Below are 15,132 nucleotides of genomic sequence, written 5' to 3'. Positions count from 1 at the left end.
GGGGTCGCGGTTGTATCGGACGGGGGATTTGGTGCGGTGGGATGGGTTGGGGTCGTTGGTGTTTGTGGGGCGTGCTGATTTTCAGGTGAAGGTGCGGGGACAGCGGGTGGAGTTGGGGGAGGTGGAGTCGGTGTTGGTGCGGTGTCCGGGGGTGGTGGCTGCTGCGGTGGTGGTGGGTGAGGGTGGTGGGTTGGTGGGGTATGTGGTGCCGGAGGTGGGGGTGCGGGTGGATCCGGGTGTGGTGGTGGAGTTTGCGGGGTCGGTGTTGCCGGGGGGTGTGGTGCCGTCGGTGGTGGTGGTGTTGGGGGAGTTGCCGGTGACGGCGAGTGGGAAGTTGGATCGTGCCGCACTCCCCGCACCGGAAGCTCCGGCGCGTCGATTCCGCGCTCCGGCAACCCCGTTCGAGTCCGTTGTCGCCGAGGTGTACGGCGACGTCCTCGGTGTCGATTGCGTCGGTGCCGACGACGACTTCTTCCGGTTGGGCGGAGACTCGCTGTCGGCCACCCGGGTCGTCGCCCGGGTCGATGCCGCTCTCGGCGTCGACGTCGGCGTGCACGCCCTGTTCGAGGCACCGACCGTGACGGCTTTCGCCGCGCGCGCGGCGAAAGCGGGTGTGCTGACGCACCGGCCGGAGTTGCGGGCAGCGCCGCGCCCCGAACGCATTCCCCTGTCCCTGGCGCAGACCCGCATGTGGTTCCTCAACCAGTTCGACACCTCTTCGCCCGCCTACAACATCGCCATGGCGTTCCGGCTCACCGGCGCACTCGACCTCGGGGCACTGCGGGCCGCGGTATCCGATGTGGTGAAGCGCCACGAATCGCTCCGCACCCGCTTCCCGATGGCCGGCGACGAACCGGTGCAGGTGATCCTCCCTGCTGCTGATTCGGTGCCGGACCTGCCCGTCACACCGGTGCCGAGCGACGAGGAGTTGCGGGAACGGCTGTCGGCGGCGGTCTCGGAGGGGTTCGACGTCACTGGGCAGATCCCGTTGCGGGCCGCCGTGTTCGAGATCTCCGGCACCGATCGCGTGCTGCTGGTCGTGGTCCACCACATCGTTGCGGACGGAGTGTCGATGGTCCCGCTCGCCCGCGACATGATGGTGGCGTACACCGCGCGGGCGGCCGGATACACCCCGGAGTGGCACCCGCCCACGGTCCAGTACGCCGACTTCACGCTCTGGCAGCGTCAGCTCCTCGGGTCGGAGGACGATCCGCAGTCGATGGTGTCGCAGCAACTGGACTACTGGCGCACCACGCTGTCCGGCCTCCCCGCCGCCCTGGACCTGCCCGCCGACCGCCCGCGGTCGATGCAACGCACACCCGACGGGAGCAGGGTCGGATTCGAGATCGACGCCGTTCTGCACCGCCGGCTGCTGGCGACGGCGTCCACGCACCAGTCGACCGTGTTCATGGTCGCGCACGCCGCCCTGGCCGCCTTCCTCGCGCGGATGTCCGGTACCGAGGACATCGCCGTCGGCACCCCGGTCGCCGGGCGCGGCGAGGCCGCCCTCGACGACGTGATCGGGATGTTCGTCAACACCGTGGTGCTTCGGACCGTCGTCTCCGACGCGAGCCGGTTCTCCGAACTGCTCGAGCAGGTGCGCGACGTCGATCTCGGTGCGTACGCCCACGCGGAGGTGCCGTTCGAGAAGGTCGTGGAAGCGCTCGATCCGCCCCGCTCGACGGCACACTCACCGCTGTTCCAGGTGCTGCTCGAGTTCCAGAATGTCGAGCGCCCCGACCTTTCGCTGCCCGGCGTCGAGGTCGAGGGCATCGACCTCGGTGCGACGATCGCCAGGTTCGACCTGCAGCTGACGTTGTCCGAGGAGTACACGGACGACGGAACACCGGCCGGCATCACGGCCGGTTTCACCTACGCCACCGACCTTTTCGACGCCGAAACCGTCGCCGGCCTGGCCGACCGGTTCGTCCGGATGCTCGACACCGCCGTCACCGACCCGTCGATCAGGGTCGGCGACCTCGAGATCCTCGACGCCCTCGAACGGGACGAACTCGTACCCATGCGCGGCTTTCCCGCGGCCGCGGAACGCACGCTCCCGGACGTCCTCACCGCGGGCGCTGCGCTCGCACCGGGGGCGACCGCAGTGTCGTGCGAAGGCGTCACCGTGTCCTACCGGGAACTCGACGAGCGGTCGAACCGACTGGCCAGGGCGCTGATCCGTCGGGGTGCCGGACCGGACGCCTTCGTCGCGATCGGCGTGCCGCGATCGCTCGAATGGGTGCTGTCGGTGTGGGCGGTCGCGAAATCGGGGGCGGCGTACGTGCCGGTCGATCCCGCCCTGCCGCCCGCGCGCACCGGCGGTATGCTAGAGGATTCGGGCGCGGTGGTCGGGTTGACGGTGACGGCGCACCGTGACCGGTTGCCCGGCGTGGTGCCGTGGCTGCTGCTCGACGATCCCGAGGTGGCGAACGGGTACTCCAGCGACCCGGTGACCGACGCCGACCGTCCGCGTCCGCTGAGAGTCGACCACGCCGCGTTCCTGCTCTACACGTCGGGGTCGACGGGAACACCGAAGGGGGTCGTGCTCACGCACGGCGGACTCGCGAATCTCGCAGTCGAGGAACGGGAACGGTTCGCATCCATGCACGGTGCGCGGGTGTCGCATCTGGCGTCACCGAGCTTCGACGCGTCGTTGTTCGAACTGCTGATGGCGTTCGCCGTCGGCGCGACACTGGTCGTCGTGCCACCGACGGTCCTCGGGGGACGGGAACTGGCCGAACTCCTCGCGAGCGAACACGTCTCGCACGCATTCTTCACACCCACGATCCTGGACACCCTCCGCCCCGAGGACGTTCCGTCCCTGCGGATTCTCGCCGTCGCGGGCGAGCGGTTCCCACCCGAACTGGCCGACCGCTGGACCCCGGGACGATTCGTCTTCAACGGATACGGACCCACCGAGGCGACGGTGCAGACCACGATCAGCGAGGTGCTGTCGCCGGACGAACCGGTGAACGTGGGAGGCCCGGGGCGGGGCGTCGACGTGATCGTGGTGAACACATGGTTGCAGCCCGTTCCGGTGGGGGTGATCGGGGAACTGTACGTCGCGGGGCCGGGGCTCGCGCGCGGCTACCACCGGCGGTCGGCGCTGACGGCCGCGTCCTTCGTGGCGAACCCGTTCGGCGAACCCGGCTCCCGCATGTACCGGACCGGCGACCTCGTGCGGTGGAGCGAGGTCGGCAGACTGGAGTACGTGGGACGCAACGACTTCCAGGTGAAGATCCGGGGCCAGCGGGTGGAACTCGGTGAAATCGAATCGGTGCTGGCCCGCTGCGACGGCGTCGGCCGCGCGGCGGTCACCGTGCACAGCGGCACCGGCGACCGGCTGGTGGGATACGTGACCGCCGAAGCCGGGGCGAGCATCGACACCGCCGGGGTACTCCGGTACGCCGGATCCCACCTCGCCCCGTACATGGTGCCCGCCCAGCTGGTGGTGCTCGACCGGCTGCCCGTCGGCCGCACCGGCAAGCTCGACCGGCGAGCGCTACCCGCACCGGTGCTCGCGCCCAGAGAATTCCGGGCACCCGCCACCCCGGTCGAGGAGGCGGTGGCGGAGGTCTTCGCCGACGTCCTCGGCATCGAACGCGTCGGAGCCGACGACGACTTCTTCGAACTGGGCGGGAACTCGCTCGTCGCGACCCGGGTGGCGTCCGCGCTCCGCGACCTGCTCGGCACCGACGTCGCGCTGCAATGGATCTTCCGCAACCCCACCCCGGAGGGCCTGGCTCGCCGCATCGTCGACCCGTCGGCGCTCGGAAGCATGCCGGCGGACGACGTGCTGAACGTCGTCGTTCCGTTCCGGGCGTCCGGTGCGCAACCCGCGCTGTTCTGCGTGCACCCGGCGGGCGGACTCGCGTTGGGATACGCCGGACTGATGAAATACGTCTCGCCCGACCGCCCGGTGTACGGGCTGCAGCTGCCGATCCTCAGTGGCGGAACGACGTTCGAGTCGATGGCGCAGCTCGCCCACCGATACGTCGTCGAGATGCGCGCGGTGCAGCCGCAGGGGCCCTACCACCTGCTGGGCTGGTCCCTCGGCGGTGTCATCGCCCAGGCCGTCGCCGTCGAACTCCGTGAGTCCGGCGCCGAGGTCGGCACACTCGCGATGATGGACAGCTACGTCGCGGAGGGCGAAAACTTCGGTGACCTCGAGGTGAACGCCGAGGAGTGGCTGCACGGGCTGGGTGTCGAGTTCGAGGGCGAGGGCGACACCGGCATGTCGTACCGCGAGCAACTGGTCGAGATGCTCGGACGATCCTTCGGCCGCGACCCCGCTTTCGCGTCTACCCTCCTCGGTCGCATCAGCACCGGCCTGGAGAACTCGAAGCAGATCTCCACCGGATACCGGCCGCGAGTGTTCGACGGCGACCTGTTGTTCTTCAGCGCCGCGCAGTCCGCCGACGGGGAGGAAGGCGAACGGCCGTCGCCGAGTGTCTGGCAGCCCGCGATCACCGGCGTGATCGTCGAACACAAGGTGGAGTGCGACCACCTGCGGATGACCACACCGGAAGCCCTCGCGGTCATCGGGCCGATCCTGGAGCGCTCCCTGGGGTCACGCCCCGATCGCACTGCCGATGACGGGCCAGGACTCCCGTAACTCGGTCTCGAACAGCCCCCACGAATGCGTGCCCTGCGACAGATAGGCGAACGTGGCGGGAATCCCCAGCGAGTGCAGCCGCGACTGGAACGCGGCCGCGCACACGTTGGTCACCATCTCGACGACGCTGCCGCCGATCGTCTGGGGCACCACCAGCACGGGGTCGTGGTTGTCGATGCTGCCGGGAAGCCCGTTGCCGCTCGAGACGAACAATTCTGTGCCGCGCAGTCGTTCGGCATTCAGCATCGGGTCGTGTACCCGCCACCGCGGATCCATGGCGGAGCCCCACATGTTGGCCGCATTGCCGCCGCCCCGCAGTTCCACCATCGACCGCACCATCGCCTGGCCCAGCAGTCCGCTCGTCGCGGCACACCCGCTGTACGAGCCGACGGCACGATAGAAACCCGGAGCCTGAATGGCGAGGTCGAGTACCGCGCCGCCTGCCATCGACACCCCGCCGATGGCGTTCGCCCCCGTGGTCGCGAAGCGGCTGTCGATGGCGGCGGGGAGTTCGGTCGTCAGGTACGTCTGCCACTTGTTCCGGCCGAGGACCGGGTCGTCGGCATCCCAGTCGGTGTACATGCTGTACTGGCCGCCGATCGGCATTACCACGTTGACGTGCTTGTCGGCGAAGAAGTCCCGCACACCGGTGTTGTTGAACCAGGAGATCCCGTCCGACCCGCCGCCGATCCCGGTGAGCAGGTAGAAGGTGGGCGCCGGAGCACCCGATGCGGGAGAGATGACGTCGTTGGCCACCCACCGGCCCATCGACTCCGAATACACGTCCACCCTGGTGATGCGGGGCTCGGCGGACGCCGACGGCGGGCCGAGCACCGCCCACACGGATACGACCAGCAGTATCACCGCCAGTACACGCAGAGAGATCGAGGATCGCAGAGCTTCGAACGTTCGCATGGACGCCCCCTGGCTGTGGCCTGCCCTTCCAATCTAGGTCTGCGGGGTACCTGCTTGGTGCGGTTCCAGCGAACCGGTGTAAAGATGATTCGGTGACCGACAACGACCGGCCCGACGAACGTTTCACCCTCGCAAGCGAGCGGACGTTCCTCGCCTGGATGCGGAGTTCGCTTGCACTTCTGGCCGGTGGCATCGCGATGATCCACCTGGTCCCCGAATTCAGCACGGGGTGGGTGCGGACGACCCTCGGCCTGATCCTGATCGGTCTCGCCGCAGCCGCGGCCCTCGTCGGCATGCGGCGGTGGTCGCAGGTCGAGAAGGCCCTGCGCGACGGCGCACCGATGCCGCCGCCCCACGAGCTGTGGCTGTTCGCGGTGACACTGACGGTGGTGGCACTGGGAGCGGCGCTCGCCAGCCTGGTGGCCGCGCTCTAACCTGCAGAAGAGGTTTGCATCTCGCGAACCGGACGCGAAGACGAAGGAGTACACGGTGGCCCACGAACTCAAGCTCGGTTACAAGGCGTCCGCGGAGCAGTTCGGTCCGCGGGAGTTGGTGGAGCTGGGTGTTCTGGCGGAGGCGCACGGTATGGATTCGGCGACGGTGTCGGATCATTTCCAGCCGTGGCGGCACGAGGGTGGTCATGCGCCGTTCTCGTTGGCGTGGATGACGGCGGTCGGGGAGCGGACGGAGCGGTTGCAGTTGGGGACGTCGGTGATGACGCCGACGTTCCGGTACAACCCGGCGGTGGTGGCGCAGGCGTTCGCGACGATGGGGTGTCTGTACCCGGGGCGGATCATGCTCGGCGTGGGTACCGGTGAGGCGCTCAACGAGATCGCGACAGGTTTCGCGGGTCAGTGGCCGGAGTTCAAGGAGCGATTCGCGCGGCTGCGGGAGGCGGTCCGGTTGATGCGCGAGCTGTGGCTCGGCGACCGGGTCGACTTCGAGGGGGAGTACTTCACCACGAAGGGGGCGTCGATCTACGACGTGCCCGAGGGTGGGATTCCGGTGTACATCGCCGCCGGGGGTCCGGTGGTGGCCCGGTACGCCGGTCGTAGCGGCGACGGGTTCATCTGCACGTCCGGGAAGGGCATGGAGCTGTACACGGAGAAGTTGATGCCTGCGGTCGCGGAGGGGGCGGAGAAGGCCGACCGTGATGTCGCGGAGATCGACAAGATGATCGAGATCAAGATTTCGTATGACACGGATCCGGAGTTGGCGCTGGAGAACACGCGGTTCTGGGCGCCGTTGTCGTTGACACCGGAGCAGAAGCATTCGATCGACGATCCGATCGAGATGGAGAAGGCGGCGGATGCGTTGCCGATCGAGCAGGTCGCGAAGCGGTGGATCGTGGCGTCGGATCCGGATGAGGCGGTGGCGCAGATCCGCCCGTATCTCGATGCCGGGTTGAACCACCTGGTGTTCCACGCTCCCGGCCACGATCAGAAGCGGTTCCTGGAACTCTTCGAGCGGGATCTGGCGCCGCGGTTGCGTGGGTAGGCGGCTTCGCCGCCCGTGCGCCTTTTTGGTAGTGGGTGCTACCAGAAAGGCGCACGGGTGCGGAGCGCCTCAGAGCATGTTCACGCGCTTGTAGAGGTGCCGGGAAGGACCGCCCAGCAGATCGGCGTCGTCCAGGAACCGCATGAGCGGCTGCGAACTCTCGCGGATCTTCTCGGCCCGGAATCGGTTGTTCTTCGCCTCGCGGAGCGCGCGTTCGGTGTCCAGTCCGGCTGCCGCGTAGACGGCGGGATTGATCATGCTGGAGACGATCAGATTGGACGCGATAGCGATGCAGGCGCGGCTCGCAGCACGGTGCGCCTTGCTCATGCCCTGGGCCCGTCGCAGGGTCTCCTCCCGGGCGAAGCGCATGTGCCGGGCTTCTTCGACCACGTGAATCTTGCTGGTGACGCGGACGATCGGCTGGACGCGTGTGTCCTTCATCCAGTCGCGCTGCATGACGTCGAGGATCTCTTCGGCGACGAGAATGCCGGCGTACGCGACCTCTCCCGAGGCGAGCGCCTTGAACCCGCGGCCCAGGGTGACCACCGACTTGCGCGGAACGTAGGAGGGGCATCCGAACTTCTCGGCGGTGCGAGCGAACATCACCGAGTGCCTGCACTCGTCGGCCACTTCGGTCAGCGCGAACTGGAAGTGGGCCTGCGATGCGTCCTTGGCGTACATGTCCCGGATGACCATCTGCTGAAGGATCATCTCGAACCAGATTCCGGTGCCCATGATCGAGGACACCTCGTGCTTCGTCAGCGTGATCTGCTGTTCGAACGTCATCTCGTCCCACATCGGCGTGCCGTACAGCGAGGACCACTCTGGGGTGAGGCCGTACAGGTCGTCGGAGACCGGTGCGTCCCAGTCCACCTCGACGGTCGGGTCGTACGACATGCGTGCGGAGGACTGGAGAAGCCGGGCGCCGGTGTCCTGGCGATCCGTGATCTTCGGATTGCGGAGAGCGAGCGTCGAGCGTGCCATGAAATCCTCCATGTCAGTGTGACCAGCAGTTACACCTAATCATGTCGAAGTAACCTCTTGACGTCAATGCCTCTGGTGTACAAATTGTGGACAACGGCCGGGCAGTTCTTCGGGCGTCAAGGCCCCGGTGATGATCCCCACAACTGCGACCCAAGGCTTGCTCAAAATTTGCCAATCGTCTGTAGTGAGTTCTCGGCAGCGGGCCCGGATGATCCCTTGCCCTGGCATCACCCTGCAGAAAGCGGAATGAACCCATGTCTGATCAGAAGAGTGCCGCCCAGCCCCACAGCCCCGACGTCGTCGTCGGCGCTCGCGTTCGGGTCCGCCGCGACTCCGACGCTCCCGCGCCCGGTGTCGTGATCGAGGATTTCGCGGACCTGTCCCAGTCGGAGGGACTCCTCGGACGTGATTGGGCGCCCGTGCACCGCTGGGCCGTCGCTCTCGACGACGGACGCCTCGTGTTCGCCGACGACGGCGAACTCGACCTCGACGCCGAAGCACCGCAGGCGGCGCGCGGCTGATTCAGCCGAGTCTGTCGGCGACATCCTGAAGTTGCTCGACTGTGCCTGCGGCGATGGTTCGCACATGTTCGGTGACGACGGAAATCGGCCAGTCCCACCACGCGATCCGCACCAGTGCGGCGATCTCGGATTCCGAATAGCGGTCCTTGATGTGGACGGCCGGATTCCCGCCCACGACCGCATAGTCCGGCACGTCCCGCGTCACCACCGAACCGGTCGACACGATCGCGCCGTGCCCGATGCGGACGCCAGGCATGATCGTCGCGTTGCCTCCGATCCACACGTCGTTGCCGACGACGGTGTCGCCCCGCGACGGTAGATCCGCGAGCAGATCGGCGTGCTGGGCCCACGACCCGCCCAGGATCGGAAACGGGAACGTCGAGACTCCGCTCATCCGATGATTTGCGCCGTTCATGATGAACGTCGTTCCGGTCGCGAACGCGCAGAACTTGCCGATGATCAGCCGGTCCGGCCCGTAATGGTGCAGGACATTGCGCGTTTCGAACTCGTCCGCGAACTCGGGATCATCGTAGTAGCTGTACTCCCCGACCTCGATCAGTGGATTCTCGATCAGAGGTTTCAGCAGGACCACCCGAGGCTGACCCGAAACGGGATGCAGGGTCATCGGATCCGGTGCGGCATTCGTGGGCAACTACTTCTCCATTCCTCGGCGCAGGCAGGCGTGCGCGATCTCCTGTATAGCGCCGTACTGCCCTGCGCTGCATGTGCTTTTCAGGGGCATCGGCTATTGCCGGTGTTCACGAACTGGTGCTAGTGTCGAACGACCTTGGGGGAGGTTGGTCCCCTCGCAAGAGAAGATCAGCAGTGCTCACCTCCCGCGCGCCCGGCCGTCTGGTCCTCGTCTGGCGAAGTATTGATCGAATCCAGGCGATAAGTTCTGCTGTGCTCACGGGCCGTGTAGGACCTGATCTGCGCCGGCATCGAGCAACGCGATTCGATCATCGATGGAGTGAAAGGCGCCGACCCCGATGAGCGCGGCTGCGAATCGCGTGGCTCTCAGGGCATGCACTGTGGCGAGCCCACTGCGGCGATGCGATCGAATATCGACGATTGCCACATCCCGAGGCAGCGCGCCATTTTCGCGCAGGCGGGCGATGACGGATCGCTCCAGATCGGCGTCGACAAGCACCATGCATGCGGAATGCACGGTGTGGGCGAGGGGCGTGTTCATCGGCATTCCCTGGACTGCGTTCCCCGCGATGAACGCGCGCCGTCCATCTCTGGGTCTGCTCTGCTGAGCCGTCAGTCGGCGGTGACGCCGTCGAACTCCGTCGCACAGGCAGCGCCGCCAGATGTGCCCTCCCGTGGAGTCCGCGAGACGCCGCGCGGCCGGCCCCTCCGCACGGTGCCCGCGATTCCCGATACTGGGCCAGAAAGGTGTGGTGGTCTCTCGCTGCATGTCACCGAGTCCGCTGGCCGGGGCCGGGTTCGTCGCATCCGATCGCTGCGCCGGGTTCGGTGTGGTCGGGCGCGAACATCGCCTCGAGATGGGCCTTGATCTCCTCGGTACTCATCGTCCCGTGCGGGCCGCGGGTCCGTGTGCCGGGGTGGCCTGTGTCCTCGATGAGTTCATGTGTATGGTTCCTTGCCTTCGTATCGTATTAATCAGGTTTCACCGGAAGGGGTTTCGTCACGTCATCAGCTCAATGGACGTGAGGTCCCACGCCGACAGGACCGGAAAGGTTGGTCGGGGAAGCGGGGCAGGGCAGGTCCGTGTGGGGTCAGAGGCCCACGGCGTGTTCGAGTGCGTCGAGTTCGCGGCCGAGGTGGGAGGTCAGCGTGTGCAGGTGCGGCACGGTGCGGCGGCATCCGGTGATCCCGAACGAGATGATGTCGTCGTTGCTGGTGCAGGTGATGTTGAGTCCCTGCCCGTCGACGGGGATCGAGAGCGGGTACACCGCGTCGAGCCTGGCACCGTTCCAGTACAGCGGGCGGCGTGGCCAGGGGACGTTGGAGATGATCAGGTTGAACGGTGGACGCAGCTTCGGATGGTGCCCGAACAGCATGCTTGCGCCGGCTGGGCTGGCGCCGAGTCTGCAGTGACACTTCTCGACATCCTTCCCTCCCTTCGTGGAACCACCACGTCCCGGTTGGATCCGACGGTGTGGCCGGTGACCACCCACTATCGTCACGGGCGCATCACGGTCGGCGGCGTCGACCTGGACGAGGTGGCCGATCGGTTCGGTACGCCGACCTACGTGCTCGACGAAGTGGGCCTGCGCGGCGCAGGTGCGACGATCTCGCGCGGGTTCCGCCACACCGAAGTCCTCTGCGGCACCAGTTCTTTGCTCACCGGCGGCGTCGCACGGGCGGTTGCCGGGCTGCGCTGCGATGCCGCACCGAACCCGGACGACATCTCTGACCGGATGCTGACCGCGGTCGCGGTGATGTGCGATACGCACCGCGAGCATCAGGTGCTGATGACGGAATTGCATGTCGGGATCGCCACGGGCGGCACCGACAGCGACGGAGCATCCGGACTCGGGGATGCTCTGGAGAACGCCGTCGACGAGGCGTGCATTCGAAACCGCCTTCCCCGCCCACGTATTGCTGTGGATTTCGGTGACTCGATCACGGGACGAGCGGCGGTGACGGTGACCCGGGTTCGCGGAGTCGATCGCACCGACTCCGGGAGGCCCGTCATCGTGGAGGGCAGTGCTGGGTCAGCGATCGCCGTTACCGCTGGGGAACCGGTCGCCGCGGCCATCGCGAACCGCCACCCGCTCGGCCCCACCGAGATCTTCCCAATCGTCGACAGTCGCGGTGTGATGGGAGACCATTTCTGCTCCGGAGTTGTTCTGTCGCAGGATATTAGGGCTGGGCACGTGGTGGCGTTGGTCGGTCGCGACGGTAGGGACCTGTTGGACTCGGCGCAAGTGGTCTCCGTCGCCCACGGCCGTATCCATCAGATCCCGGCCGAATAGAGTTGCAGGCGTTCACCCGGCAACATGGCACTGAGGTAGTCGTCGCGTAGCGCGGACTCGAAAAAGTGCCGGGTGAATGTCGAGGAGCCGCGATCGACGCATGCCGTGGGTGGGAGTGCTGCGTGTCAGGGTAGGCCCTGTGCCGACGGCACTCTCCGTCGGTTACGCGTGCAGGGGCCGGACCGGCGGTGACCTCAGTGTGAGGGGAAGCCCGGCCGCTTCGGCACAGCGGATCCGCATCTTCGATGCTGTCGGGATCGTCGCCTCGGACGAGTCCGGTGTGGATGGTGGCGGCGATCGCGCGGATGCGCCCGGCCGGGTCGCGGACGTCGGCGAGGGGGCGGCGGGGCAGGTGGTACTCGGTGCGGTTGACGGCGTTGGTGCCCAGGCGCATGCGGGTGGGGTTGGTGCAGTCGCACTGGTGGCACACCACCGCGTCGTCGGCGCCGAACCACCCCAGCCGTGGAATGACCCCGCGTTCGAGCTGATAGGCGAACAGGTGCGCCGGGACCGTGCCGCGGCGGGACGGTCCCGGGCAGGCTCGCCGCCTAGTTGACTGGTGGGGTGCGGTATTCGAAAGGTGCGGTACTCCTCCATCCGCCGATTGTCGACACAGAACGCCCGAGGTGGTGTATGGATACCGTCAAGAATCAGTCCGGATACTTCCCCGGGGCCGGTCGACGGCCGACTCTTGTCTGATCCGCGTCGATGACATTGGAAGGAAGACCCTGCCGTGGACCCGTTCGTCCTGACTCTCGTGCTCTTGGGATCGTTCCTCGGGGTAGCCCTGATACTCCGCCACATCAATACCCGCCCACCTGCCCGCCCTGGGCGTTCCGAAGGCCCGTCCGGTGCCGGTCCCCGCCGGTGACCGGCACCCGCACCCGTCCCGGCCGCGGCTGCAATGACCACGGCCTGGCATGTGATTTGCGATATGTCGCGCATTCAGGGTTCGGCTGCCCTACCGCCCGTGGGTAAGACCGCAGTTCGGGAGCGAAAGGAATCCGCAGTGCTGCCCGTAGGGCCCTCATCGCCCCCGACCGAGAAGATCACCTCCGGTGCCGGAGACTGGCGGGAGGACGCCGCGTGTCGCGGTATCGAATCGTCGGTGTTCTTCCCCCCGGACGGGGAACGCGGTCACGCCCGGGCCCGACGCGAAGCGCGGGCCGACGGAGCTGCCAGGACTGCCCCGTGTTCCGCCGGTGCCGCGACCACGCCCTCGCCGCGGGGAACCATACGGAATCTGGGGCGGCATGACCGAAACTGACCGCAGACGACACGCCCGCCGCCGCGTCGCGACCAGCACCGGCCTCTCACACCGCGCCAGCCTCTACCAGCCTTTACCAGCCTTTACCAGCCTCTACCAGCCTCTACCAGCCTCTACCAGCATCGAGGAGCTCGATGGCGGTCGTCGTGTCCGCACCCCCGTGAGATTGGGCCACAGGTTCACCTCACCGGGAACGTAGGCGAGCCGCCGGTGCAGCGACACCGAGTCGCGCCACGGGTCACCGCCCAGAAGGCGGGCATTGCCCGAATCCGCGCGCAGCAGGCCGAGCAGCACCCGGATGGTCGTCGACTTGCCGGACCCGTTGGGGCCGAGGAATCCGTGCACCTCCCCCGGCCCCACCTCGAGGTCGAGGCCGTCCAGTGCGCGGGTCGGCCCGAACGTCTTGACGAGATTCTCCACTGAGATCGCAGCCATGACGGGACGTCGAAAGTTGGTCACACGGGCTCCCTCCGGATGTCCGGACTGGCGGCGATCAACTCGCTGACCGTCTCGGGGGCCTCACGCAACGCCAGGTGCCCGACCCGGTCGAGGATGCGAATATCCACGCCGAGCAGCTCCCTGACCCGCGGGCGCAACCGTGCCGGAGTGATCAGCCGGTCGTGCTCACCGGTGGCGACGACCACCGGGACGCGCCCGGACCAGCGGAGCACGGTACCGGCCGGCAGACGGGGCGGCAGCCTCCCGGGAAAGCAGTGTTCGGCGATCATCGTGTACCAGCTCACCAACCCCATGTCGGGGACCGAGCGAGGCGACTCCAGGTACGACAGCAGTTGCTCACTGTGCTCGAGGGTGGGGTCGAAGCTCCATTTCGTGCGCAACCACGTCAGTTCCGGTGTGCGGCGCAGGGAGACGATGCCCGCGGGGTTGAGCAGAACCAGCTTCGCGACCCGCTCGGTGGGCGTGGAGGCGAGGGCAATCGCGGCGCCGAGAGAATGTCCGACCAGGATCAGCGGTTCGGCTACCAGTTGCGGAAGCAACGCGTCGAGCCAGTGACCGTACGTTTGCAACGAGTGGCGATGACGGTGCGGCCGCCGAGACGAACTCAGACCCGGCTCCCCGGGCAGGTCCGGGACCAGGATCCGGTGCCGGCCCCGTAACGCGCACACGGTCGCCAGGGTGGTTGCGGAGTTCAGGCCCGCCCCCGGAAGCAGCACGACCGGCGGCCGGCCGGCACTCGTCCCGGCGGACAGCACGGTGGTGGCGCCCAACGGCGTGTCGAGCCGCGCGAGGGAGTGCGGCACCGACCATTGCTCGAGGCGGTCCCGGCAGCTACGGCGGACCGGAACGCTGTCCCCGGAGTCGTGGTAGATGCCGTGTGTGGCGATGGGCACGTGCTTCATCGCACGCGCCGCGAGACAACGTGATTCGAACCGATCACGTGGCGATGACTGACACGACGAAAAAGGGATGCGGTGCGCATGATGAGGCCTCGGTCCGGTCTTGTATGCGAAAAAAACTTGCCGACCAGACTTCCCGGCGCACCACGATCACCTTATCGCGAAAAGTCCCTGGTGCGCGTAAACAATGCGCTAAAGCGCGCCCACCCGGCGCAGGCGGTGGTAGCGGGGATCGGTTACGGTCTGCCGGAGCAGAGCTCGAGCTCGGATCGGCCCCGAGACGTCCGCTGCCGGCACGCCCCCGGTGGGGATAGGCGTGCTCTCCGCGGCGGCTACCGGTCGAGGGTGGCGTACCACCGGTCGATGAGGGTGCGGTCACGCTTTGTGCGTCGGCGAAGCCACCGGTGCCCGAATGATCTCCGCCGACGAAGAGTCCGGCTACCTGGACCTCCTGCTGGCGCACCCGATCAGTCGCACCCGGCTCCTGCTCGAGCGCCTCGCCGCCCTGATCGTGGGCGCCGCACTGATCGCGGTCGTCGTCCTGGCCGGGCAACTCGCCGTACGCGGCAGCGCTCAGCTCGACAGCATCAGCGTCGCGAACTTCGCCGCACAGGCCGTGCACCTGACACTGCTCGCCATCTTCTTCGGGGCGGTGGCCGTGGCCATCGGTGCCGCCACCGGGCGTTCCCGTGCAACGGTGTTCGGCGCCACCGCCGGCCTCGGCGTCCTCGGCTACGCCGTCAACGGGTTCGCCCCACAGATCGGTGTCGAGTGGCTGCGCTACCTCACACCGATGCACTACTACATCGGCGGGGAGCCGATGGAAAACGGTGTGCAAGTCTTCGACGCCGTGATTCTTGTCCTCCTCACCGTCCTCGTTACCGCCGCCGGTGCCCAGCTGTTCAACCGCCGCGACATCGCTCGATGACGGTCGGCGCCGCGGACACGTTGCGGTGACGCTCGAATACTCGTCCACCAGGACCAGTCGGTGCACCGCTCATGTGCCGAGCTCGCCGAGAAGGTCATCGAT

General features: G+C 67.4%; 11 protein-coding genes and 3 pseudogenes. 7 read left to right on the top strand and 7 right to left on the bottom strand.

Features of this window, described 5'->3' with window-relative positions; all coding sequences use genetic code 11:
* The coding region (locus HGB39_RS14005) for a non-ribosomal peptide synthetase (RefSeq protein ID WP_312029802.1) at nt 1–4,615 on the top strand (4,615 nt) is incomplete at its 5' end.
* On the opposite strand, the gene HGB39_RS14000 is transcribed toward HGB39_RS14005, so the two are convergent.
* Entirely contained in the window at nt 4,571–5,530 is a 960-nt protein-coding gene (locus HGB39_RS14000) for an alpha/beta hydrolase (RefSeq protein ID WP_005571310.1), read from the bottom strand. The two genes, HGB39_RS14005 and HGB39_RS14000, sit on opposite strands and share 45 nt — an antisense overlap.
* Nucleotides 5,531–5,622: 92 nt before the next feature.
* On the opposite strand from HGB39_RS14000, the gene HGB39_RS13995 reads away from it, so the two are divergent.
* The gene (locus HGB39_RS13995) at nt 5,623–5,964 is read left to right on the top strand and encodes a YidH family protein (RefSeq protein WP_005264833.1); all 342 of its coding nucleotides are present in this window, start codon (nt 5,623–5,625) and stop codon (nt 5,962–5,964) included.
* Nucleotides 5,965–6,019: 55 nt separating this feature from the next.
* Nucleotides 6,020–7,027: a glucose-6-phosphate dehydrogenase (coenzyme-F420) gene (gene fgd / locus HGB39_RS13990; protein ID WP_005571309.1), complete on the top strand. Its 1,008-nt coding sequence runs from the start codon at nt 6,020–6,022 to the stop codon at nt 7,025–7,027.
* A 69-nt stretch (nt 7,028–7,096) separates the two neighbouring features.
* Here the strand turns inward: fgd and HGB39_RS13985 are convergent, their stop codons facing one another.
* Nucleotides 7,097–8,011 carry an AurF N-oxygenase family protein gene (locus HGB39_RS13985; protein ID WP_043792388.1) on the bottom strand — a complete coding sequence of 305 codons (915 nt, stop codon included), beginning with the start codon at nt 8,009–8,011 and terminating at the stop codon, nt 7,097–7,099.
* 254 nt (nt 8,012–8,265) lie between these two features.
* Here HGB39_RS13985 and HGB39_RS13980 point away from each other — a divergent pair, with 254 nt between their 5' ends.
* A complete protein-coding gene (locus HGB39_RS13980) occupies nt 8,266–8,532 on the top strand; it encodes a hypothetical protein (RefSeq protein WP_005264836.1) in 267 nt (88 codons plus the stop codon).
* A 1-nt stretch (nt 8,533) separates the two neighbouring features.
* Here the strand turns inward: HGB39_RS13980 and HGB39_RS13975 are convergent, their stop codons facing one another.
* The 3 genes and pseudogenes from HGB39_RS13975 to HGB39_RS38625 form a co-directional block, all read right to left on the bottom strand.
* On the bottom strand, nt 8,534–9,157 hold the full coding sequence (locus tag HGB39_RS13975) for a CatB-related O-acetyltransferase (RefSeq protein ID WP_005571305.1): 624 nt from the start codon (nt 9,155–9,157) through the stop codon (nt 8,534–8,536).
* A 282-nt stretch (nt 9,158–9,439) separates the two neighbouring features.
* The gene (locus HGB39_RS13970; RefSeq protein ID WP_064080993.1) at nt 9,440–9,724 is read right to left on the bottom strand and encodes a response regulator transcription factor; all 285 of its coding nucleotides are present in this window, start codon (nt 9,722–9,724) and stop codon (nt 9,440–9,442) included.
* A gap of 550 nt (nt 9,725–10,274) precedes the next feature.
* Nucleotides 10,275–10,586: pseudogene (locus HGB39_RS38625) on the bottom strand (WS/DGAT domain-containing protein); the annotation flags it as partial.
* Nucleotides 10,587–10,592: 6 nt separating this feature from the next.
* On the opposite strand from HGB39_RS38625, the gene HGB39_RS38620 reads away from it, so the two are divergent.
* Nucleotides 10,593–11,477 (top strand): hypothetical protein, encoded by an 885-nt coding sequence (locus HGB39_RS38620; protein WP_005571298.1) that lies wholly within the window; start codon nt 10,593–10,595, stop codon nt 11,475–11,477.
* Nucleotides 11,478–12,486: 1,009 nt separating this feature from the next.
* A pseudogene (locus HGB39_RS38610) lies at nt 12,487–12,766 on the top strand (WhiB family transcriptional regulator); the annotation flags it as partial.
* A gap of 134 nt (nt 12,767–12,900) precedes the next feature.
* Here the strand turns inward: HGB39_RS38610 and HGB39_RS13950 are convergent.
* Both HGB39_RS13950 and HGB39_RS13945 read right to left on the bottom strand, forming a co-directional pair.
* Nucleotides 12,901–13,179: pseudogene (locus HGB39_RS13950) on the bottom strand (ATP-binding cassette domain-containing protein); the annotation flags it as partial.
* A 20-nt stretch (nt 13,180–13,199) separates the two neighbouring features.
* Nucleotides 13,200–14,105 (bottom strand): alpha/beta fold hydrolase, encoded by a 906-nt coding sequence (locus HGB39_RS13945; protein WP_005561198.1) that lies wholly within the window; start codon nt 14,103–14,105, stop codon nt 13,200–13,202.
* Nucleotides 14,106–14,484: 379 nt separating this feature from the next.
* On the opposite strand from HGB39_RS13945, the gene HGB39_RS13940 reads away from it, so the two are divergent.
* Nucleotides 14,485–15,030: a DUF2705 family protein gene (locus HGB39_RS13940; RefSeq protein ID WP_005561200.1), complete on the top strand. Its 546-nt coding sequence runs from the start codon at nt 14,485–14,487 to the stop codon at nt 15,028–15,030.
* The last annotated feature ends 102 nt before the right edge of the window (nt 15,031–15,132 follow it).

The sequence above is a fragment of the Rhodococcus opacus genome (genome assembly GCF_012396235.1).
GTDB lineage: Bacteria > Actinomycetota > Actinomycetes > Mycobacteriales > Mycobacteriaceae > Rhodococcus_F > Rhodococcus_F opacus.
Note: the sequence above shows the minus strand (reverse complement) of the source record. Positions and strands in the feature narration are given on the sequence as shown.

Coding starts and splice junctions, on each gene's coding strand:
- HGB39_RS14000 (WP_005571310.1), bottom strand. CDS start 5,530: ATGCGAACGTTCGAAGCTCTGCGATCCTCGATCTCTCTGCGTGTACTG.
- HGB39_RS13985 (WP_043792388.1), bottom strand. CDS start 8,011: ATGGCACGCTCGACGCTCGCTCTCCGCAATCCGAAGATCACGGATCGC.
- HGB39_RS13980 (WP_005264836.1), top strand. CDS start 8,266: ATGTCTGATCAGAAGAGTGCCGCCCAGCCCCACAGCCCCGACGTCGTC.
- HGB39_RS13975 (WP_005571305.1), bottom strand. CDS start 9,157: ATGACCCTGCATCCCGTTTCGGGTCAGCCTCGGGTGGTCCTGCTGAAA.
- HGB39_RS13970 (WP_064080993.1), bottom strand. CDS start 9,724: ATGAACACGCCCCTCGCCCACACCGTGCATTCCGCATGCATGGTGCTT.
- HGB39_RS13945 (WP_005561198.1), bottom strand. CDS start 14,105: ATGAAGCACGTGCCCATCGCCACACACGGCATCTACCACGACTCCGGG.